Origin of the sequence: Polymorphospora sp. A560 (assembly GCF_045781765.1) — a bacterium.
Lineage (GTDB): Bacteria > Actinomycetota > Actinomycetes > Mycobacteriales > Micromonosporaceae > Polymorphospora > Polymorphospora lycopeni.
On sequence record NZ_CP122282.1, the window covers coordinates 6,922,278 to 6,942,726 of the forward strand.

At 73.1% G+C, this 20,449-nt stretch carries 15 protein-coding genes; 4 read left to right on the forward strand and 11 right to left on the reverse strand.

What is annotated here, in order from left to right:
- Window positions 1-71: 71 nt before the first annotated feature.
- Both ddaH and rocD read left to right on the forward strand, forming a co-directional pair.
- Window positions 72-881 (forward strand): dimethylargininase, encoded by an 810-nt coding sequence (gene ddaH, locus QCD66_RS31150; RefSeq protein WP_375736359.1) that lies wholly within the window; start codon window positions 72-74, stop codon window positions 879-881.
- An 11-nt stretch (window positions 882-892) separates the two neighbouring features.
- The gene (rocD, locus tag QCD66_RS31155; RefSeq protein WP_375736358.1) at window positions 893-2,089 is read left to right on the forward strand and encodes an ornithine--oxo-acid transaminase; all 1,197 of its coding nucleotides are present in this window, start codon (window positions 893-895) and stop codon (window positions 2,087-2,089) included.
- Window positions 2,090-2,205: 116 nt separating this feature from the next.
- On the opposite strand, the gene QCD66_RS31160 is transcribed toward rocD, so the two are convergent.
- Window positions 2,206-3,318 carry an FHA domain-containing protein gene (locus tag QCD66_RS31160; protein ID WP_364218279.1) on the reverse strand — a complete coding sequence of 371 codons (1,113 nt, stop codon included), beginning with the start codon at window positions 3,316-3,318 and terminating at the stop codon, window positions 2,206-2,208.
- On the reverse strand, window positions 3,315-3,611 hold the full coding sequence (locus QCD66_RS31165) for a 4a-hydroxytetrahydrobiopterin dehydratase (RefSeq protein WP_364218277.1): 297 nt from the start codon (window positions 3,609-3,611) through the stop codon (window positions 3,315-3,317). The genes QCD66_RS31160 and QCD66_RS31165 overlap by 4 nt, the downstream gene beginning before the upstream one ends.
- Before the next feature lie 159 nt (window positions 3,612-3,770).
- On the opposite strand from QCD66_RS31165, the gene QCD66_RS31170 reads away from it, so the two are divergent.
- Window positions 3,771-4,544: a hypothetical protein gene (locus tag QCD66_RS31170; RefSeq protein ID WP_375736348.1), complete on the forward strand. Its 774-nt coding sequence runs from the start codon at window positions 3,771-3,773 to the stop codon at window positions 4,542-4,544.
- A gap of 56 nt (window positions 4,545-4,600) precedes the next feature.
- Here QCD66_RS31170 and QCD66_RS31175 read toward each other — a convergent pair whose 3' ends face one another.
- The 5 genes from QCD66_RS31175 to QCD66_RS31195 form a co-directional block, all read right to left on the reverse strand.
- Entirely contained in the window at window positions 4,601-5,638 is a 1,038-nt protein-coding gene (locus QCD66_RS31175; RefSeq protein WP_364218273.1) for an acyl-CoA desaturase, read from the reverse strand.
- A 149-nt stretch (window positions 5,639-5,787) separates the two neighbouring features.
- Window positions 5,788-9,726, reverse strand: coding sequence for an SCO7613 C-terminal domain-containing membrane protein (locus QCD66_RS31180; RefSeq protein ID WP_407566897.1), 3,939 nt, complete (start codon window positions 9,724-9,726; stop codon window positions 5,788-5,790).
- Window positions 9,727-9,793: 67 nt separating this feature from the next.
- On the reverse strand, window positions 9,794-10,117 hold the full coding sequence (gene cutA / locus QCD66_RS31185; RefSeq protein ID WP_357533152.1) for a divalent-cation tolerance protein CutA: 324 nt from the start codon (window positions 10,115-10,117) through the stop codon (window positions 9,794-9,796).
- A gap of 9 nt (window positions 10,118-10,126) precedes the next feature.
- Window positions 10,127-11,149, reverse strand: a complete 1,023-nt coding sequence (locus QCD66_RS31190) for a 1-acyl-sn-glycerol-3-phosphate acyltransferase (RefSeq protein WP_364218269.1) — start codon at window positions 11,147-11,149, stop codon at window positions 10,127-10,129.
- Window positions 11,150-11,177: 28 nt separating this feature from the next.
- Window positions 11,178-12,014, reverse strand: coding sequence for a patatin-like phospholipase family protein (locus tag QCD66_RS31195; RefSeq protein ID WP_375736252.1), 837 nt, complete (start codon window positions 12,012-12,014; stop codon window positions 11,178-11,180).
- Between the two features lie 174 nt (window positions 12,015-12,188).
- Between QCD66_RS31195 and QCD66_RS31200 the strand changes: the two genes are divergently transcribed.
- Window positions 12,189-13,643: a serine/threonine-protein kinase gene (locus tag QCD66_RS31200; RefSeq protein WP_364218265.1), complete on the forward strand. Its 1,455-nt coding sequence runs from the start codon at window positions 12,189-12,191 to the stop codon at window positions 13,641-13,643.
- A gap of 57 nt (window positions 13,644-13,700) precedes the next feature.
- Here QCD66_RS31200 and QCD66_RS31205 read toward each other — a convergent pair whose 3' ends face one another.
- The 4 genes from QCD66_RS31205 to QCD66_RS31220 all read right to left on the reverse strand — a co-directional run bounded on the left by QCD66_RS31205 (window position 13,701) and on the right by QCD66_RS31220 (window position 20,305).
- Window positions 13,701-15,230, reverse strand: coding sequence for a chitinase (locus QCD66_RS31205; RefSeq protein ID WP_375736253.1), 1,530 nt, complete (start codon window positions 15,228-15,230; stop codon window positions 13,701-13,703).
- Window positions 15,231-15,427: 197 nt separating this feature from the next.
- Window positions 15,428-16,750 carry an ABC transporter ATP-binding protein gene (locus QCD66_RS31210; RefSeq protein ID WP_407566898.1) on the reverse strand — a complete coding sequence of 441 codons (1,323 nt, stop codon included), beginning with the start codon at window positions 16,748-16,750 and terminating at the stop codon, window positions 15,428-15,430.
- 142 nt (window positions 16,751-16,892) lie between these two features.
- Entirely contained in the window at window positions 16,893-17,411 is a 519-nt protein-coding gene (locus QCD66_RS31215; protein WP_357533161.1) for a hypothetical protein, read from the reverse strand.
- Between the two features lie 203 nt (window positions 17,412-17,614).
- The gene (locus QCD66_RS31220; protein WP_375736250.1) at window positions 17,615-20,305 is read right to left on the reverse strand and encodes a sugar-binding protein; all 2,691 of its coding nucleotides are present in this window, start codon (window positions 20,303-20,305) and stop codon (window positions 17,615-17,617) included.
- Window positions 20,306-20,449: the final 144 nt, after the last annotated feature.

The following is a 20,449-nucleotide window of genomic DNA, read 5'->3' on the forward strand; positions in this document are numbered from 1 at the left end:
TTGGCGGCAAGCGCCAGCCCAGTGGCCGAACCCGGCCGGGCGCGCCGATCACGGGAGCAGGACAGATGTCGTTGGACGCCACCAGCCGGCGCTACCTGATGTGCCGGCCGACGTACTTCGCCGTGGAATACAAGATCAATCCGTGGATGGACCCCACCGCGCCGACCGACGCCGACCTGGCGATCGCGCAGTGGACCACGCTGCGGCAGGTCTACCTGGACCTCGGCCACACCGTCGAGGAGATCCCGGCCGTGCCGGGCCTGCCCGACATGGTCTTCGCGGCCAACGGTGCCACCGTCGTCGACGGGCAGGCCCTCGCCGTGCAGTTCCGCGACCCGCAGCGCGCCGACGAGGCACCCGCGTACGCCTCCTGGCTGTCGCGGGCCGGGTTCGAGGTGCACGAGGCCAAGCACGTCAACGAGGGCGAGGGCGATCTGCTGCTCGTCGGTGACCTGCTGCTCGCCGGCACCGGCTTCCGCACCACGCACGCCGCGCACGCCCGGGCGCAGGAACTCTTCGGGCGACCGACGGTGACCCTGCAACTGGTCGACCCGCGCTACTACCACCTCGACACCGCGCTCTTCGTGCTCGACGAGCACAGCGTGGCCTACCTGCCCGAGGCGTTCTCGCCGGGCAGCCAGGCGGTGCTGCGCCGGCTCTTTCCGGACGCGGTGATCGCCACGCCCGAGGACGCCGCGGTGTTCGGGCTGAACTCGGTCAGCGACGGCCGCAACGTGGTCCTGCCGGTGCAGGCGACCGGACTGGCCGCCGCGCTGCGTGAGCGGGGCTACCACACCATCGGCGTCGACATGTCCGAACTGCGCAAGGCCGGCGGCGGCCCGAAGTGCTGCACCCTCGAACTGCGGGAGGCGAACCGGTGATCGTCGAACGGATGCGTACCCCGGCGGCGGTCGGCGACGCCGAGCGCTGGACCGCGCACAACTACCACCCGCTGCCGGTCGTCATCGCGCAGGCCGAGGGCGCCTGGGTGACCGACGTAGACGGCCGGCGCTACCTGGACTGCCTGGCCGGCTACTCGGCGCTCAACTTCGGCCACCGGCACCCGACCCTGATCGCCGCCGCCCACGCCCAGCTCGACCGGCTCACGCTGACCAGCCGGGCGTTCGTCCACGACCAGTTCGCCACCTTCTGCCGGGAGCTGGCCGAACTGTGCGGCAAGGACCTGGTGCTGCCGATGAACACCGGCGCCGAGGCGGTCGAGACCGCGATCAAGGTGGCCCGTAAGTGGGGCTACCAGGTCAAGGGCGTGCCCGACGGGCAGGCGACGATCATCGTGGCCGACGGCAACTTCCACGGCCGCACCACCACGATCGTCAGCTTCTCCACCGACCCGGACGCCCGCGACGACTTCGGGCCGTACACCCCCGGGTTCAGGATCGTCCCGTACGGCGACCTCGCCGCGCTCGCCGACGCGATCGACGACACCACGGTCGCCGTACTGATCGAGCCGATCCAGGGCGAGCAGGGCGTGGTCGTCCCGCCGGCGGGCTACCTGCCCGGCGTACGCGACCTGTGCACGCAACGCGACGTGCTCTTCATCGCCGACGAGATCCAGTCCGGTCTGGGCCGGACCGGTGAGACGTTCGCCTGCGACCACGAAGGGGTCCGGCCGGACATGTACGTGCTCGGCAAGGCGCTCGGCGGCGGCATCGTGCCCGTCTCCGCGGTCGCCGCCGACCGGAACGTGCTCGGCGTGCTGCGTCCCGGCCAGCACGGCTCGACGTTCGGCGGCAACCCGCTCGCCTGCGCGGTCGCCACCGAGGTCGTACGGCTGCTGCGCACCGGCGAGTTCCAGCGCCGCTCGACCGAACTCGGCGTACGGCTGCACGCCGGCCTGCGCTCGCTGGTCGGCGAGGGCCTGGTCGCCGTACGCGGCCGGGGGCTGTGGGCCGGCGTCGACATCGACCCGGCGCTGATGACCGGCCGGCAGGCGTGCGAACGACTGGCCGAGCGGGGCGTGCTCGCCAAGGACACCCACGGCTCGACGATCCGGCTCGCCCCGCCGCTGGTCGTCGAGGCGGCCGAGATCGACCACGCGATCGCCCAGCTCGCCGCCGTACTGCACTGATCCGGGACCGCCCGGCCCGCGGTTCGCGGGCCGGGCGGTCCGCCTCTCCTCAGCCGACCGCCCCGTGCCCCGGTCGACCGCCGGTCCGGCCGACGGCGGGCCGGACGGCCGGCGGCTCAGCGGTCGGCGATCCGGATCGCCATCGTCGGTGCCTCGGCCATCACCGACGTCGGGTTGGCCACCCCGCCGGTCTGCCACAGCCGGGACCGGCCGATCTGCACCCCCGCGTAGAGTTCGACCACGTCCGTCGGGCCGAGCGGGCGGGCCTGCCGCTTGAGCGTCTCCCGCTGGTCGTCGTCGGTCGAGCCGCCCGGCCGCACCCCGGTCCCGTTGGTGCTGACGTCGTGCGCGACCAGCTCGCTGCCCTGCAACTCGAAGCGGACGTGGCTGCGGCTGATCCAGCGCCGGGCCTCGTCGGTCAGCCACTGGCCGAGAATGATCCCGCCACCCTCCGGAGCCCGGCCGACCACGACCGGGTCGTCGGCGGCGACCACGAACCGCCGCCGGACCATCCCGTCGATGCGTACCGACAACAGCTCCGCCCGGGGCCGGTGCCCCGCGTCGGTGAGCCGCTCGTCGTGCCGGGGACAGGTCGGCATGCCGGTCCGCAACGTCGGCGGCGGCTGCCCGCCGGGCCGGCCGACCCGCATCGAGCCGAAGCTGGAGCACTCCGGGTCGGGGCAGCGCCACATCCGGCCGAGCAACTGCACACCGACCGGCGACGGTGCCGCCGAGGTCGGTTCGTGCCCGCCGCCGACCTGGGCGACCAGCGCCGGGCCGCCGGCCGCGGGCACCGGCGCGAGCAGCCGGCCCGGCTGGTCGGCCAGCCACGGGTAGCGGCCGACGGCGTTGTCGAAGCGGGACCGGCTCAGCACCGGCAGCCCGAGCAGGTCGGCGACCTCCAGCACCCGCTCACCGGGATTGGGCAGGACCTCGACGACGCCGTCGTCGGCCCAGCGGCGGACCACCATCCGCTCGTTGGAGGTCAGGTCGGCGTCCGACAGCAGCGCCCGGTGCACCACGACGTAGACCGGGACGTTCTCCTCGGCGAGCTGCCGGCCGAGCGCGTCGACCACCATGCCGAGCCGCAGCAGGGTGGCCGGCCGGCCACCGTCGAAGTCGACGTAGCGCACCACCTCGGCCAGGTCGAGCACGGCCCGGGCCAGCTTCGGGTCGGTGGTCAGGCGGCCCTCGATCGCGTCGAGGACCTTGCTGATCTCGAACCTCATGTCGCCGCTCCGATGATCTCGTCGATTCGCCGGGCCAGCTCGATGTCACGCTCCGTCACGCCACCCTCGGAGTGGGTGGCGCACCGGAAGGTCAGCGTGCGCCACCGGATGTCGATGTCGGGATGGTGGTCGAGTTCCTCGGCGACCACGGCGATCCGGTCGACCACCGCGATCGCCTCGACGAAACCGGGCAGCTCCGCCGTGCGGGTGATCGCCGTGGAGTCGCCGGCCCAGTCGCCTTCGAGCCCCGCCAGCTCGCCACGCAACGCGTCCGTGTCCAGCACCTTTGCCATGCGCAGACTGTACCGCCGGCGGTCTCGTCCGCCCGCCGCGCGCCCGCCACCGCCGGCTGTCCGCGATCCGGGCGCCGCGTACCCCACCGACATGCGGTGATCGATGTTTACCGTTCCGCGCGAACGGTTACCCCTGTGCCAATGAGGCAGATTCCACGCATGGCGACCACGGGGCTCGGCCTCGTCACCGTACTCACGCTCGGCGTGGCCGGCTGCGCCGCGCCCGCCGACCAGAACGGCACCGGGGCGTCCCCGGCACCGACCGGATCCGCGACCTCCGCCCCCTCGGCCGACCCGGCCGCGGTCGAGGCGCTGAGCACCGCGGCGAAGCGACTCAACGACGACAGCCTCCGGGTCACCATGGAGGCGACCGGCCTGAGCAGCCGGGGCCAGCTCGACCCGCAGGGTGACCGGGGCACGATGACGATGGCGCTGGACACCGGCCAGGGCCAGGCGGTGCAGATCGAGGTCGTGGCGGTCGACAAGACCGTCTACCTCAAGGTCCCCGGGCTGCCCGACGTCGGCGAGAAATGGGTACGCGTCGACGTCGCCCGGCTCGCCGGCACCGACTTCGACATCCTGCCCGAGGGCGATCCGGCCGGCGCCGACCGGATGATCAAGTCGGTCGTCGAGGCGCGGCGCGACGGCCCGACCAACTTCTCCGGCACCCTCGACCTGAGCCAGACGCCGGCCGGCAGCTTCGGGATCCAGCAGGCGCTGGGCGACAACGCGAAGGCGCTGCCGTTCACCGCGACGACCGACGCGCAGGGCCGGCTCACCGGGCTCGACATCGACCTCACATCGGTCGAGCCGACGCTCGGCACGCTCAAGATGACGTACTCCGACTTCGGTGCCCCGGTCCACGTCACCGCACCGCCGGCGGGCCAGACCGTGGAGGCACCCGACTCGCTGATGCAGTTCCTCGGCCGCTGAGCGAAGGCAAAAGAATGGGCGACGCCGGTCGGCGTCGCCCATTTTCGCGTACGGCGTCAGCGGCGCTCGGCCCGCAGGAGCGCACCGGCCTCGTGCAGGTGCGCCAGCCCCTGCCGGTAGGAGTCGACCAGGCTGGTCTCCTCGTACGGGATGCCGTTCTCGGCGCAGTAGGCGGCGACGATCGGCTGCGCCCGGCGCAGGTTCGACCTCGGCATGCTCGGGAAGAGGTGGTGCTCGATCTGGTAGTTCAGGCCGCCGAGCGCGAAGTCGACGAAGACGCCGCCGCGTACGTTGCGGGAGGTGAGCACCTGCTTGCGCAGGAAGTCGAGGTCGTCCTCGTCGGTCGGCATCAGCATGCCCTTGTGGTTCGGGGCGAACGAGCAGCCCATGTAGACCCCGAAGAGGCCCTGGTGGATGACGATGAACGCGATCGCCTTGAGCGGCGACAGCACGGCGAAGACCGCGGCGAAGTAGCCGACGGTGTGCACGGCCAGCAGCAGCAGCTCGGTGCGCCGGTGCCGGATCGGGGTGCTGCCCAGCAGCGCCTTCACGCTCGCCACGTGCAGGGCCAGCCCTTCGAGGGTGAGCAGCGGGAAGAAGAGGTACGCCTGCCGCTCGACGATCCACCGGCCGAACCCGCTGGTCTGCGCCGCCTGCTCCTGGGTCCACACCAGCACGCCGGCCTCGACGTCCGGGTCGTGCTCCTCGTGGTTGGGGTTGGCGTGGTGCCGGTTGTGCTTGTCGATCCACCAGCCGTAGCTGAGCCCGACCGCGAGGTTGCCGGCGATCAGACCGGAGATCTCGCTGATCCGGCGCTTGCGGAACATCTGCCGGTGCCCGGCGTCGTGGCCGAGGAAGGCGACCTGCGTGGTGGCGAAGGCGAGGAACACCGCGACGAGCAGTTGCAGCCAGCTGTCACCGACGAGGAAGAAGGCGGCCCAGCCGCCCAGGAAGAGCCCCACGGTCAGCGCGATCTTCGCGGCGTACCAGCCCGGCCGGCGACGCATCAGCCCGGCCTCGTTGATCCGGCGGGAAAGCCGCGCGAAGTCACTTCCCCGTTGCAGCGTGCGTTCCGCCACCGCGCCGACAGTCATGGATCTCCCTGTTCACTCAGTCGCCGCTCCGTGGTCGAGCCGCGCGCTGCCGTCCAGCATCCTTTTAGTCCGGCTTTTCGGTAATCCTGGCCACCCCCGTATGGGGGGTAGGGCTAACCCCACCCCCCCATACGTCCCCTCCTACCGGGTCAGGTCATCCGGCCGACGGCGGCGCGCAGCCGGGCCAGGTCACGCCGCCGGCGCTCGTACGTCACGGCCAGGGCGATCAACGCGAGACCGCCGATCGCGAGGAAGATCCACCGGGGCAGCAGGTCCCAGACGGCGACCAGCTCGTGCAGGGCCAGCAGGACGACGGTGGCCCCGCCGAGCACCACCGGCGCCTGCCGGCGGGCCGCACCACCGGCGAGGACGACCAGCACCGCGCCGGTGCCCAGCAGCAGCCGGCGCATCGGCTGGTCGTCACCGACCAGCACCGAGGCCAGGCTCGGCAGCAGGCCGGCAGCCAGCCCCGGACCGTACGCGGACCAGCTCCCCAGCCCGGACCGGGCGGCCAGCCAGCCGGCGACGAGGGCGAGGGCCGCCGCCGGCAGACTGTACGCCTCCAGGACCGCCACCCGGTCGGCGACCAGCAGCAGCCACCAGGCGACCAGCTCACTGCCGAGAGCCGCCCAGACCAGCACCCGGCGGCGGTGCAGGAACGCCGCGCCCGGCACCGGTCCGGCCCACAGCGCCCGGACCCCGACGGCGACGCCCCACAGCGTGAACACCGCGGCGACGTACCGGATCCCGCCGAGACTGAGCAGCAGCGCGACCAGGGCCCCGGCGTGGGCGAGCGCCTCGACGGCCACCGACTCGGCGGGCCGCCGGATCCGCAGCACGGTGCCGGTGGCCAGCGCCACCGCCGCGCCGCCGAGGACCGCCAGCGCGACCAGCCGCAGCGGCAGGTCGGCCGCGAGCGCCACGGTCGCCGCCAGCGTCAACCCGGCCACGACCGCCACCAGCCAGCCGGCGATCCGGCCGCCCCGGCCCCGGCCGGCGACGCCGACCGTGGCGGCGCCGGCGACGACCAGGCCGAGGGCGGCGATCGTCGAGGCCTCGGTCGGCAACGCACCGGCCAGGCCGGCCCCGGTCAGGGCGACCCCCACCGGTACGGCGACCAGGACCGCCCCGGTCCGCACCGGCACCAGGGCGGCGGTGAGCAGGTACGCCAGCCCGGCGGCCAGCGACACCGCCGGTACGACCGGCCACGGTGTGCCGGCGACGGTCAGCGCGACCAGGACGGCGGCCACCCCGACCGGCAGCGCCGCGGTGGTGGCAAGCCGGACCCGCACCTGCCACCACCCGATCCCCCGGCCGGCGGTGGCCGGCTCGACAGCGGCCGGCTTGCCGATGCCCGGGCCGGCGGTGGCCGGTCCGGCGATGGCCGGCCCACCCGCGGCCGGTCCGGCGGTGGCCGGGCGGAGCAGATGGGCGGCGAGCCAGATCGCGACCGTGAGCACGCCGAGCGCCAGGGCGGGCGCGGCGGAGTCGAGCCCGGACTCGACCAACCACCGCCGCGACGGGGTCGGCACTCCGCCGCTCGGCCAACCCGACCAGATCGCTCCGAGCCACGCGTACGGCGCCAGCAGCACCCCGACGACCGCCGGCACGACGGTGACAACGGCGATCGCCAGCAGTGGCAGGGTCGCCGCGGCGGCGAGGATCCGCCCCGGCGTCCAGGCGACCAGCAGCGCGGTGGTGACGAGCAGCAGGATGCCGACGGCGGCGTACACCGCCGGTGGCTCGTCGTACGGCCCGCCGCCGGCCGCCGTGGCGGTGGCGACCACGGCGACCGCGACCGCCGCGGTGGCGTACGGCAGCAGTGCCGGCCGCAGCCGCCGGACCAGGACCGGCACCGGCAGCAGCAGCGCGACGGCGAGCAGCGCGGCCCTCGCCTGCCACCAGCCGGCGATCGTGGCGGCGGCCAGCCCGGCGACGACCAGCGCCGGCCAGGTGACCAGTGCGGCGGCGAAGGCGAGCCCGCCGATCGGCCGCCGGTGGGCGGGGCGCCCGGGCAGGCCGGTGACGTTCGCGCCGCCGGCCGGCCCGGCCACGGCGCCGGGGTGCGGGCCGGCGGCGTCGGCACCGTCCGCGGCGCCCGGTCCGGCGGGCCGGCCGCCGCCGGGTCCGGCGGCCAGCCGGTCGGCGACGGCGGCCACCGCGAGCCCGAGCAGCAGTACGACGGCCAGCGTGCCGGTCGCCGTGGACGGCCGGGCGAGACCGACCCCGACCGCGTGGAGCGTCAGGACGGCGCCGGTGCCGGCCCGGACCACGCCCCCGACGACGGCCCGGTGCCACAGCGCGGCGAACAGCAGCGCCGCCATCGCGGCGAGGTCCACCGCCGCGACCGGCCAGCCGGCCATCGGCACGGCGGCCGGCAGGGCGAGCACCGCCAGGCCCGCGCCGACGGCGGCGGTGGCGTCGCGGCCGGCCCGCGGCAGCAGCACCCCGAGCGCGCCGGTCACCACCAGCACCGCCACCGGCACCTGCCAGTCGAACGGGACCCTGGTGTCGTCGCCCGGCAGCGCGGTGGCCATCGTGGCCACCGCGACGACAGCGGTCGCGATCACGGTGACCAGCGCGGTGACCCCGGTGACGAGCAGCGCGCCGACCCGGTGGCCGGTACGCACGGCGGCGGGCAGCGGCCGGGCGGTCACCGTGACGACGGCGGCCAGCCCGAGCGCGACCACGGCGGCGGCCACCAGCAGCAGCGACGGGCGTACCTCGGCGACCGGGCGCAGGGCCGCGACCGCGAGCACGACCACCAGGACGGTGCCGGCCAGTCCACGAAGGACCGCGCTGCCGGCCACGGCACCGGCGGCGACCAGCAGCAGGGCCGTGGCCACGAGCGGCAGCCCGACGACGGCGACCGGTCCGGCCACGTCGGCGACGACCAGCGCGATCAGGGAGCTGATCGTCGCGGCGGCCAGCATGACGGCGTACCCGACCCAGCCGACGACCCGGAACGCGACCCGTCGGCCGCCGCCCGGCGCGGCATTGGCCGGCACCGGACCGGCGCCGGGCACGACGGCGCCCGGCAATACGGCACCCCGCGTCACGGCTCCGGGCGTGACAGCTCCGGGCACGACGGCTACGGGCACGACGGATATGGGCACGGCGGCGTGCCGGGCCAGCCGGAGGACGAGCAGGTTGCCGGCGGCGACCGCCGCGTAGACCAGTGCCCACCCGAGTGGGTCCGGCCGGTGGTCGTACGCCAGCAGCTGCAGGACCGGCTGGGCGACCAGCAGTGCGACGTAGCGTGGCGCCCACAGCCGGGTCAGCGCGGCGTAGCCGGCGGCGACCAGGGCGGTGACCGCGCAGACCAGCCCGGTGTACCGGGTACCCGCCGATCCGGCGAGGCCGAAGAGGTCGACGTACCAGGCGGCGTACCCGTCGAGCAGGACCAGGAGCAGGCCGATGGTCGCGAACGTCTCGGCGGTGGCGGTGAGACCGCGCCACCTGGCCAGCGGCGGTACGGCGAGCGCGAGCCCGGTGACGACGGCCAGGATCGCGGCCCGGCCGGCGACGCCGTAGGTGGCCCAGGCGACGGAGGTGAAGACGATCGCGGCGGTGCCGAAGAGCAGGCCGCCGAGGATGAACAGGATGTTCTGCACCGTCCGGGTGGAGGCTTCCGGCCGGGCCGGCACGGCCGGGCCGCCCGGCACGCCGTACCCGGGGGCGGCCGGCCACCCCGCCGCTCCCCCGGCCGCGCCGTGGCCCACCGGCCCGGTAGGGGCGTCCGGTGTGCCTATCCCGGCCGGGACCGGCGCCCCCGGACGCGGCGCGACGGTGCCCGGCGGCAGTACGGGTGCCGGCCGGGTCGCCGGCCGGGCGGCGAGGGTCGCGGCGCGTACCCGGGCGGCGAGGGCCTGGCGCCGCTGCTGGGCGTCGCGCAGCGCGGCGGCCAGCGACAGGTGGTGCTGGCGGGCCTGTTCGACCTGGGGTGCGAGCACGCGGATCTGGTAGTCGAGCCGGATCACCTCGGCGGCGACGGGGTCGGGCGCCCGGCCGCACCGGCGGCAGCCGACCGCCAGGTTGGCGGTGCCGCCGCAGGCCGGGCAGGGGTAGACGGGCGCGGGTTCGGTCACAGTCGCATGATTTCCGTCGCCGGCGGGGCGGTCACAGAGTGTGCGTACTCAGCCGGGGTCCGACTACTCAGGCCGGTCGGGTGTGCTCGTGTACCCAGGCCGTGTAGGCCGGGTTGGCGCTGCCGACGGCGGCCACCAGGATCTCCGGTACGTCGTACGGGTGGGCGCCGCGGATGTGCTCGACCAGCGCGTCGACCCGGTCGGGCGCGGTCTTGAACCGCACCGTCCACTCCCGGGTGCTCTCCATCCGGCCGTCCCACCAGTAGGTGCTGTCGAGTGGCCCGCTCACCTGGGCGCAGGCGGCGAGCCGGCCGGCCACGGCCGCGGCGGAGAGCACCTCGGCCACCGAGCGGGCGTCGACGACGGTCGTCACGACGTGAATCTGGTCCACCCGCCGACCCTACGCCCCACCGGGCTCGGGACGGTGCTCGTCGATCCATTCGTCGATCCGCTTCCACCAGTCGTACAGCCACTCGATCCGTTCCGCCTCGCCGGTCGGTACGTCTTCGGGTGGCACCGACCAGAACCGCATGATGATGCGCTTGTCCATGGGCAGCTCGCGCCACACGTCGGCGACGGTGAGCATCCGGTCGAGGCCGGTGTGCGCGACGAAGATGACGCCGGCGTCGGGTGCGGCGTCCAGCGCCGCGATCAGCCCGCCGGGTTTGGGGGCGAGCACGTTGCGCATCCCCTCGGCCCGCTTCGCCATCCGTTCCAGGCCCAACGCCCGCAGCCGGGCGATGGCGCGCAGCCGGCGGCGGGGGGTGAAGTTGCCGCCCTCCGGAAAGATCACGAAGGCGTCGTTGTCGTCGAGCCCGGTCGCCAGGTGCGCGATCTGTTGCTCGATCGTCTCGCCGGGCTGGTGTCCGGGTGCGACGAACCGGTTGGGCAGCCGGTTGAGCATGACGTCGATCGCCGGGTCCCACTGGAGGGTGTCCTTGAGGACGATGCGCGGCTCACGGGCGTACCAGTTGACCAGCGCGTGGATGAGGATGAACGAGTCGCCGGGCCCGGCGTGCCGGCTCACGACGATCTCCGGCCGGCCGGGCAGGGCGGTGTCCGGGTCGGTGCCGACCACCTCGATACCCAGCCGCAGCGTCCACTTCACCTGCCAGAAGAGTGCGGTGAGGAACCAGCCGGTGAGCACGTAGTGGGCCCGCTGGAACGCCGGTGACCGTTTCTTCCAGCCGAACCCGGACGCGAGCCACAGGACGAAGAGGGCGATCAGCGCGGCAGCGTCCCAGACCAGGTAGAAGGTCAGCATCCACAGCACACGCAGCGGCCGCAGGTAGCCGGGGACCAGCGGCGAGGCGGCCGCGGCGACCAGCAGCCAGATCGGCAGGGTGGTCACGAACAGGAAGGTGAGCAGGACGACGGCCGGGCCGAGCAGGATCCGGCGCAGCCAGCGGGGCGGGATCCGCATCAGCGGCGCCCGGTGCGTGTCGCCGTGGTCATCGGCCCGCCACGTTGGTCGACAGGTAGCGGCGGGAGGCGGTGTAGGCGCGGCTGATCCGCCGCCCGACGGCGGCCATGTCCCGGTAGGCCCAGGGGGTGTCGTCGCGGGACTCCCCGCCGCCGGTCGGCAGGACGTGCACCTCGACGCCGTCGGGCAGGGCGGCCATCTCGCGGGCGAAGCGGTGCCGCCGGGCGATCTCGAAGGCGACCTGCGCCACCTCCCAGGGCCGCCGCGGCGGGGTCAGTGGCCGCTCGACCCGACCGACCTGGAGTACGAAGATCAGTTTCGCGCCGGCGTCGACGGCCGCGCCGATCGGGATGGAGTTGACGATGCCGCCGTCGACGAAGTGCTCGCCGTCGATCTCGGCCGGCGGCAGCAGCCCCGGCACGCTCGCCGAGGCCAGTACGGCGTCGACCAGCCGGCCGCGGTCGAACCAGTGCTCGGCGGCGCGTTCGATGCTCGCCGCGCAGCACCGGAACGGCACCTTCAGCTCCTCGATCGTGGTTTCCGCGCCGAGTGCGCTCTCCAGCAGCTTGCGCAGCGGCCGGGGCGAGTGCAGGTGGGTACGGGCGGCGAACCGGCGCAGTTGCCGGGCGACCGAGTCGCCGTACACCTCGCTCGCCTCGGGGCTGGCCCACAGGCGTACGAGCCGTTCGGTGACCGCCTCGGTCGGGTCGGCCGCGACCAGGGCGCCGTTGACGGCGCCGATCGAGGTGCCGACCACGATGTCGGGGCGGTAGCCGGCGCGGAACAGGGCGCGCAGCATGCCCACCTCGACGGCGCCGAGCACACCGCCGCCGCCGAGCACGAACCCCACCGGACCGTTGACCATGGCCTCATCCTGGCACGACCGGCTTCGGGTCCGTCCCGCCCCGCCGGCCACTTACCCGGAGTTGCCCGAGAGCGACATGTTTCAAACGATTCGCACCCATGCGTTACAAGCCGTTGACAGAGTGTTTTCCGTCCCGCAGCCTGATACCGCCCCCCACCCCGGACAGGTGCCCACATGTCTTCGCTCCACCCCGGTGGTCTGCTCGCCCGCCGATACCGCCTCATCGACCGCATCGGTGCGGGCGGGATGTCCGTCATCTGGCGCGCCCGCGACGAACTGCTCGACCGGGTCGTCGCGCTCAAGGTGCTCGCGGAGGAACTGGCCGCCGACGCCCGGTTCCGCGGCATGGTCCGTGAGGAGGCCCGGGCCGCCGCGCAACTCGTACACCCACACGTCACGTCGGTCCACGACTACGGCGAGACGGTCGCGCCCGACGGCACCGTCACCGCCTTCGTCGTGATGGAACTGCTCTCCGGCGAGGAACTGGAGTCCCGGCTCACCGAGGGCCCGCTGCCGTGGCCCGAGGCGGTCGAGGTCTGCGCCCAGGTCGCCGAGGCGCTGGCCGCCGCGCACCGGCTCGGCATCGTCCACCGCGACGTCACCCCGGCCAACATCATGATGACCGGGACCGGTGCGAAGGTGCTCGACTTCGGCATCGCCACGCACGTCGGCGCTCCCGACGAGGACGCCGACGGCGAGACGTTCGGCACGCCGGCGTACGTCGCGCCGGAGCGGCTCGACGGCACCCCGGCCCAGCCGGCCACCGACACCTACTCGCTGGGGGTCCTGCTCTACGAGACGTTGACCGGCCGGGTGCCGTTCCCGGCCAACACCTGGGAGGACCTGGCCCGCAGCAGGCCGGACGCCGAACCACCGACCCTGTCCGGTGTGGAGGGACTGCCTCCGGCGGTGGCCGACGTCTGCCTGAGCTGCCTGGCCCGCGACCCGCGCGACCGGCCCACCGCCCACCAGGTGGGGCTCGTGCTGCGCGCGCAGCTCACGCCCGAACCCCCCGTCGCGGAGTCGGCCGCGCCGCCCGCACGCGCCGTGCCGCTGCGGCTCGCCGTGCTGGCCGCCGCGTCGGTCGCGGCGCTCGCGGCGGTCGTACTGGCGTTCACCTGGCCCCGGGACGACCACCGGCCGCCGGCGGCCGACGGCCTACCGGGCACCGCCCGGCCGACGTCGCTGTTCTCGCCGGACGCCGTGCCCCCCGACGGTCCGGCGACCGGTGGACCGTCGCCCGGTCCGGGGCCGACCGGCCGCCCCACTCCCGGCGGGACACCGACCGGGGCGCCGCCGACCGGGCTACCACCAAGCGGTACGCCCGGGCCGGGCGGAACCGCCGGCCCGAGCGTGCCGGAGGCGGTGGCCGATCTCGACCAGATCGTCACCGCCGGGCTGGCGGCCGGCGCGATCCGCGACGACGCCGGGCTCGACCTGCAGAACCTCCTGCGCAACCTGCGGAACGCGGCGGCCCGGGGACCGGTCGACGTCGGCGGGCCGGTCGAGCACATGCGCAGCAAGATCGCGCTACGGGTCGACGAGGGGGCGATCACCCCCGAGTACGCCAGCGCGCTGCGCGCCGGGCTCGACCGGCTCGCCGCCGCCGGATCGGCATCGCCGGCCTGACCCGGCAGACGGCGAAGGGGGCGCGGAATCCGCGCCCCCTTGCGTCCCGTACGGGTGTTACGACAGCCCGTTGAGGAATGGCCGGTGCGAGTTCTGGAACTCCCAGCCGTAGTAGCGGTCCCAGTTGATCGACCAGGTCATCAGGCCCCGGAAGTTGGGGTTGGTGCCGCTGCGCGGCGTGTAACCGGCGCAGTTGGTGCCCCGTACCAGGCAGGTGACGGCCTGCTGGACGGCCGCCGGGGCGGTGTAGCCGTTGCCGGCCGAGGTCGACGACGGGGTGCCGAACGCCACCTGGTCCTCACGCAGCGGCGGGAAGACGTTGTTGGTGTTGCCGGCCACCGGGAACCCGGCGAGCAGCATGTCGGTCATGGCGATGTGGAAGAGCGCGCCGCCCATTGTGTGGTACTGGTTGTCCAGCCCCATGATCGGACCGGAGTTGTAGTCCTGCACGTGCAGGACGGTGATGTCGTTGCGCAGCGCGTGGATCACCGGCAGGTAGGCGCCGGCCCGCGGGTCCTGGCCGCCCCACGGCCCCGATCCGTAGTACTGGTAGCCGAGCTGCACGAAGAACGTCTCCGGCGCCATGGTGAGGATGAAGCGGCTGCCGTACCGCTGCTTGAGCGACCGGACCGCGGAGATCAGGTTGACGATGACCGGGGTGGTCGGGTTCTTGAAGTCGGTGTCGCCGGTGTTCAGCGACAGCGAGTGGCCCTCGAAGTCGATGTCGAGGCCGTCGAGGCCGTACCGGTCGATGATCGCGGCGACCGAGCTGACGAACCGGTCCCGGGCGGCGGTGGTGGTGAGCTGCACCTGCCCGTTCTGGCCGCCGATCGAGATCAGCACCTTCTTGCCCTGCTGCTGCTTGGCCCGGATCGCGGCGATGAACTGCGCCTCGGTCTCGACGTTCGGGCACTCGGCGACCGGGCAGAGCTGGAACCGGATGTCACCGGAGGTGACCGAGGTCGGCTCGCCGAACGCCAGGTTGATGATGTCCCAGGAGGCCGGTACGTCGGACATCCGCACGTAGCCGGAGCCGTTGGCGAAGCTGCTGTGCAGGTAGCCGATGAGCGCCCGCTTCGGCAGCCCGGAGTTCGGCGGCGGGGTGGTCGGCGGCGGCGTGGTCGGAGGTGGCGTGGTGGGCGGCGGCGTGGTCGGAGGTGGCGTCGTGGGTGGCGGGGTCGTGGGTGGCGGCGTGGTGGGCGGGGTGCCGCCGCCGCAGGCCGCGCCGTTCAGCGTGCAGTCCGCCGGTGATCCCGAACCGGTGGCGATGAACCCGAACGACACCGACGCCCCCGGCGCCAGGCTGCCGTTCCACGAGCGGTTGCGGAACGTGAACCGCTGACCCGACCGGGTCATGTCGGCGTCCCAGAACGAACCGACCGAGGAACCCGAGGGCAGGGTGAAGGCCACCGCCCACGACGACAGGGCGGTCGCCCCGCCGTTCGTGACCGTGTACTTCCCCTCCCAGCCGGAACCCCAGTCCGACGTCTTGACGAACGTCGCGGACGGGCCGGCGGCGAGGGCCGGCCCCGCCACCCACACCGCCCCCGCACTCACGGCCAACGCCGACACCACGGCGAGCAACAACGACCTGGAGCGTCTCATCACCAGTCCCTCCCAACCCGGCGCGGCATCGGCCGCTGTCGAACAGTTGGCCAATTATTAGGACTGTTAACTGTTTATGTCCAGGGCGGAGCCCGACGACGTCCCTGAAATTTGCCTGAAGTGCGCCGTACCGGCAGGGCGGTCCGCTCGTCGCCGGGGTCGGTGCCGGCCAGCGGCGGTCAGAGCCGGATACGGTCGCCGGCGCGGTCGAAGAGCAGCAGCCGGTCCAGGTCGACCGACACCGTCATCCGCTCACCGGTCCGGGGCGTCGCCGGCACCGGCACCCGGACCACCAGGTCACCGGCGGCCGACTCGTCGTCGGGCAACTCCGGGTCGTAGACGGGATAGAACCCGTAGCGGGTCCGCGCCGTCGGCCGCCCGCCGTCGCGCTGGCGCGGGATGAGACGCCCCAGCCCCGGCCACCGCCCGCCCCGCGCCGGCCGCTCCGGCTCGGCCAGCAGCCCGGACAGCGGCCGTACGGAATCCGGCAGTTCCAGCCTCGACTCGGCCGCCGAGGTCGGCACGCCACCGGTCTCCAGGTGCACCAGCGCCTCGTGCCCCAGGTTCTCCACCACCCGTACGACGCCGTGCAGCACCGGCCCTTCGGCGTCGGCCGGTGCCGGGCGCAGGGCGTCCGCCCGCAGGGCCACCGTCGCCCGCTCGGTGTGCCGGGCGGCGAGGACCGCGCCGCGCGGATCGTCGGACGGAAAGTCGATCACCTGCGTACCCAGGTCGAGGACGACCCGACCGTCGCCGGCGTACACGGCGCACTGGAAGAGGTTGGGGCGCGGGCTGCCGAGGAAGGCGGCGACGAAGACGGTCGCCGGGTCGCCGTACACCTGCGACGGCGGGCCGACCTGCTGCAGCACCCCCCGGCGCAGCACCGCGACGCGGTCCGCCATCGACATCGCCTCGACCTGGTCGTGGGTCACGTAGATCGTGGTCGTCCCGTTGCGGCGGGCCAGCGCGGTCAGGTCGGCACGCAGGTCGGCGCGCATTCCGGCGTCCAGGTGGGACAGCGGCTCGTCGAGCAGGAACGCCGCCGGGCGACGGGCCAGCGCCCGGGCGATCGCGACCCGCTGCCGCTGGCCGCCCGACAGGTTCCCGGGCAGCCGGTGCAGCACGTCGGTGATGCTTAACTGCCCGGCCAGCTCGGCGATCCGGCCGGTCACCTCCGGACCGGCGTCGCTGCCCGAGCGCAGCGGGAAGCCGATGTTCTGCGCCACCGTCAGGTGCGGGTAGAGGGCGTGGTCCTGACGTACCAGGGCGACGCCCCGGTCGCCGGCCTCGATGTCGTCGACCACCCGGCCGTCGAACCGGACCTCGCCCGAGGTGGGCCGCTCCAGGCCGGCCACCAGCCGGAGCACCGTCGACTTGCCGCACCCGGTCGGTCCGAGCAGGACCACGAACTCCCCGGACCGCACGTCGATGGTCACGTCGTCGACGGCGACGGTGCCGTCGTCGAAGATCTTCGTCAACCGGTCGGTGGCGATGGCGACCAAGGCGATCACCTCCCGCCCCAATCGTCAGCGCTGGGACGGGCGTACGCCAGGGTCTGGCTGGCAAAACCTCGGAACGTACGACGGTGGGCCGGCACCGGGCCGACCCACCGTCATCGACAAACCACCGTCGGTACGCCCCGGGTCAGTTCGACAGCAGCGGGTTGACGTTCGGGTACTGGACCGGGTCGACGTACTCGGTCACGTTCGGGTGCTGCACCACCGCGTCGGTGTTGCCGTCCTCGTTGAAGTCGAAGCCGATGGTGTCCTGGCGGCCGTCGAGGTCGGTGTCCTGGACGAAGGTGTCGATCAGCCCGTTGAAGTCGTTGTCGAGGACGACGTTCTCCAGCGTCCCGTCCTCGTTGTAGTCGGTGCCGGCGAGGTCGACGGCGCCGTCGCCGTTGCGGTCGGCGATCTCCTCGTCCTGCCAGCCGTCACCGTCGGTGTCGCGCATCTGGGTCTCGAAGACGCCGTCGTGGTTGCGGTCGTACTCGCTGGCGTCGACCAGGCCGTCGGCGTCGTAGTCGTGGCCGATGAAGTCGACCCGGCCGTCACCGTTCATGTCCGCGTGCAGCTCCACGCTGCCGTCGGCCTGCTCGTGGACGGTGTGCTCGTCCCAGGTGCCGTCGCCGTCAACATCGATGCTGGTCGAGTAGTCGCTCATCGTCGTTCCCTCCGTGACGCCTCAATGGCTTGTCTGCCGAACACGCTACGGCTCGCCACCTCGGCCTTGATCCCCGGATCGTGCCACCCCGCATCCGGTGATCCGGCCGAAGTCCACCACCGACGGGTCACGGTTCCGTCGTCGCGGACCGGTCCGGACGCCCTGATGGGCCGGACATCGTCCGGCCCATCAGGTTTCCGCGGTCAGCTCAGGACGTAGGCGACACCGGTGGTGGCGCCGTCCCGTTCGTAGGAGACGAGCAGTTTCGAACCGTCCGGCAGCGGCGCGGTCAGCGGCAGGACCAGGTCCAGGTTGTTGCCGGTCACCTCGACCGTCTTCTGGGCCAGGACCTTGCTGCCGTCCCACACGTACACGTTGGCGGTACCGGCGGCCTTCGCCCGCAGCCGCAACGTGACCGCGTCGTCCGACGCGAACAGCTTCGGCACCGTGATCGTGTTCTTGGGCAGGGCCGGCCAGCCACCCGGCGCGACCTTGTCCGAACTCGACTGCAGGATGGTCTGCGGCGAGTTGACGCTCATCGCGGCGGTGTCGGGCATGATCGGGGCCTTCGGCGCCGACGGCTGGTTCGCCAGTCCGTCCAGCGTCGCCACGCCCCAGCGCCACGGGTCGGCGCGTACCCCGCTCCAGGTCGACCAACCCACCCGGGTCTGCGCCGTCAGGTCCTGCGTGTCGGAGTCGTTGACCAGGATGTTCATGCCCATCCGGGCCGGGTCGATCGCGTCCGGCAGCACGCTGAACGGGATCTTCGCCTCGATCCGGTAACCGACGTACGGGTTGCTGGTGACGACGGACGCCACCTCCATGCCCGGGGCGGTCTCCGGGCCGGGGCCCTGGTGGTTGTCCCGTTCCCGGGCGAAGCACGGCGGGTTGCCGTTGGCCGGGTCGTTGGTGATCGGGAAGAGCGCGACGTTGAACACCGTGGAGGTGTTGGCCGAGTCGCCGCGCGGGTCGATACCGAACTCCACGTTGTCGTTGCGCCGCGGACGCTTGCAGTCCTCCGCGGGCAGGACGGTGCCGAGTACGTCGTCGGTGATGGAGAGCATCACGTACAGGGCGTCGTGGGTGAAGGTCAGTTGTGCGGTGCCGGAGATGTCCTCCGCCGGCGCCGCCGTACCCTCCCAGCGCGTCGAGATGTCGATGACCTCGCCGGTGTACTCACCCGGGCCGGCCGTGCCGTCGACCACCGGGGCGCTGCTCGCCTTCGGAATGGCGGTGACGGGCACGAGGTTGAGGACGCCCGGCTCGGTGGCGCTGCCGCCGTTGTGGGTCGTCTCGATCTGCACCGGGTAGGCGCCGTTGTTCGGTGCCCGGTTGGAGGTGGGCAGCGACGCGTCGGAGTTCGTCACCGAGAACGTCACCGCCCCCTTGGCGCCGGGCTGCAGGTCGCTGTAGGGAAGGTCCTGCTGGGCCACCGTGAATCCGGCCGGTACGTGCAGCTTGACCGTGCCGGACTGGGCCTCGTGGCTGTGGTTGTGGAGGTCGACCCGGACGTCGCGGGTGCCGCCGCTGGGGATGCTCAGCATCGACTCGATGAGCGCGTCGAGCGACTGCACCTGGTGGCGCTGGGTCCACTCCCGGAAGTTGCCGATCTCGGGCAGCGGCTCGAGGGTGCCGCGCACCGGCGCCGTCGCCTGCACGAGGGCGCTGCTGCTTCCGGAACCGTCGTTCTTGCTGGTCAACGTGGCGTTCAGCCGGAACCGGGTGCCCGCCGTGAGGTCCTGGGGCGGGGTGACGGTGAAGGTCGCGACGATGTCCTTACGCGGGCCGATCCAGCCGATGTTGCCGCTGCCGCTGACGGTCCAGCCCTCCGGCGCGTCGACGGAGACCTTGCCGCCCGCGATCGCCTGCTCGGCGCGGACCACCGTCTTGACCTTGAACGGTTGGCCGGCGAGCACCTCCCACTGCTCGGGCTGGACGTGCACCTCGGTGCCGAGCGGCAGCCCGCCCGGGGCCCGGAGGGTGGCGCCCTGCAGCGCCGCCGTGCCGGCGCCGACGTTCGGGTCCGGGTACGGCGTACGGCTGTCGATGAGGGTCAGCCGGTTGCAGTTGATGTTGGCGGGGTTCGAGGACGGGTCGGCGCTGCCGCCCCAGCCCTGGGAGACGTACTCGCGGCGGGCCCAGGTGGTGACCTGGTTCCACCGGGTGCCGTCGTGCCGCGCCGACTCGTAGCCCTGCCAGGTGCCGAAGATGACGTTGTCGGACCGGGCCGGGGTGAAGGTCGTCTCGCAGGCGGGGCCGGTGCTGCTCGAGCCGCTACCGCCGGACTGGAAGATCCGGGAGACCCGCCACGGCTTGAGCTTCTCCTCGGTGATCTGCTCCGGGAAGGCCGCCGGGTCGGCGGCGGCGTAGAAGGCCTCCACGGCGAGCATCGCGGCTTGCTGGTGGTTGCCGTGGTTGCCCTGGGTGGCCGAGGGGTTCATCGTGATGATGACCTCGGGACGGGTCATCCGCAGGACCCGCACGATCCGGGACAGGCTGCTCTCGTAGTTCCAGACCTGCTCGGTGAGCGGTGCGCTCGCGGTGTAGTAGAAGTCGAGCGCGTCCAGGTTGTAGATGTGTTCGATGCCGGCCCAGCCGACGGCGCGACGCTCCTCGGCCTCGCGCAGGATGCCGAGTTCCGGCCCCTCCTCCAGGCCGGTGGCGTTGCCACCGCCCTCGCCGCGGGTTGTGGTGATGACACCGGCTTTCATGTCGTGGTACTCGTTCCAGTACCCCAACATGCCGAGCTGGCCGGCTTCGTCGTCGGGGTGCGCGCCGATGAACATGACGTCCAGGTCGACGGCATCCTTGCTTGGGTTCGCCTGAACCGGCTGGGCCAGGCTCAGTGTGAGCAGACCGCACATGGCGATCACGGCGGTGGTGCGCCACCTCATGGGCATACCTCTTATCTGGAACAGGGTGCTGCGTCCGGGGGGACGTCGGGGGTCCGGGCCGGGGCTCTCGGATGCTTCTTTCGCGCCCAGCCATGCTGGATGGTTAGCAACCGGCAGAAGACCGACATCCGGTCTCACTGACGG

Coding starts and splice junctions, on each gene's coding strand:
- rocD (WP_375736358.1), top strand. CDS start 893: ATGCGTACCCCGGCGGCGGTCGGCGACGCCGAGCGCTGGACCGCGCAC.
- QCD66_RS31160 (WP_364218279.1), bottom strand. CDS start 3,318: ATGAGGTTCGAGATCAGCAAGGTCCTCGACGCGATCGAGGGCCGCCTG.
- QCD66_RS31165 (WP_364218277.1), bottom strand. CDS start 3,611: ATGGCAAAGGTGCTGGACACGGACGCGTTGCGTGGCGAGCTGGCGGGG.
- QCD66_RS31170 (WP_375736348.1), top strand. CDS start 3,771: ATGGCGACCACGGGGCTCGGCCTCGTCACCGTACTCACGCTCGGCGTG.
- QCD66_RS31175 (WP_364218273.1), bottom strand. CDS start 5,638: ATGACTGTCGGCGCGGTGGCGGAACGCACGCTGCAACGGGGAAGTGAC.
- QCD66_RS31190 (WP_364218269.1), bottom strand. CDS start 11,149: ATGCGGATCCCGCCCCGCTGGCTGCGCCGGATCCTGCTCGGCCCGGCC.
- QCD66_RS31195 (WP_375736252.1), bottom strand. CDS start 12,014: ATGGTCAACGGTCCGGTGGGGTTCGTGCTCGGCGGCGGCGGTGTGCTC.
- QCD66_RS31200 (WP_364218265.1), top strand. CDS start 12,189: ATGTCTTCGCTCCACCCCGGTGGTCTGCTCGCCCGCCGATACCGCCTC.
- QCD66_RS31215 (WP_357533161.1), bottom strand. CDS start 17,411: ATGAGCGACTACTCGACCAGCATCGATGTTGACGGCGACGGCACCTGG.
- QCD66_RS31220 (WP_375736250.1), bottom strand. CDS start 20,305: ATGAGGTGGCGCACCACCGCCGTGATCGCCATGTGCGGTCTGCTCACA.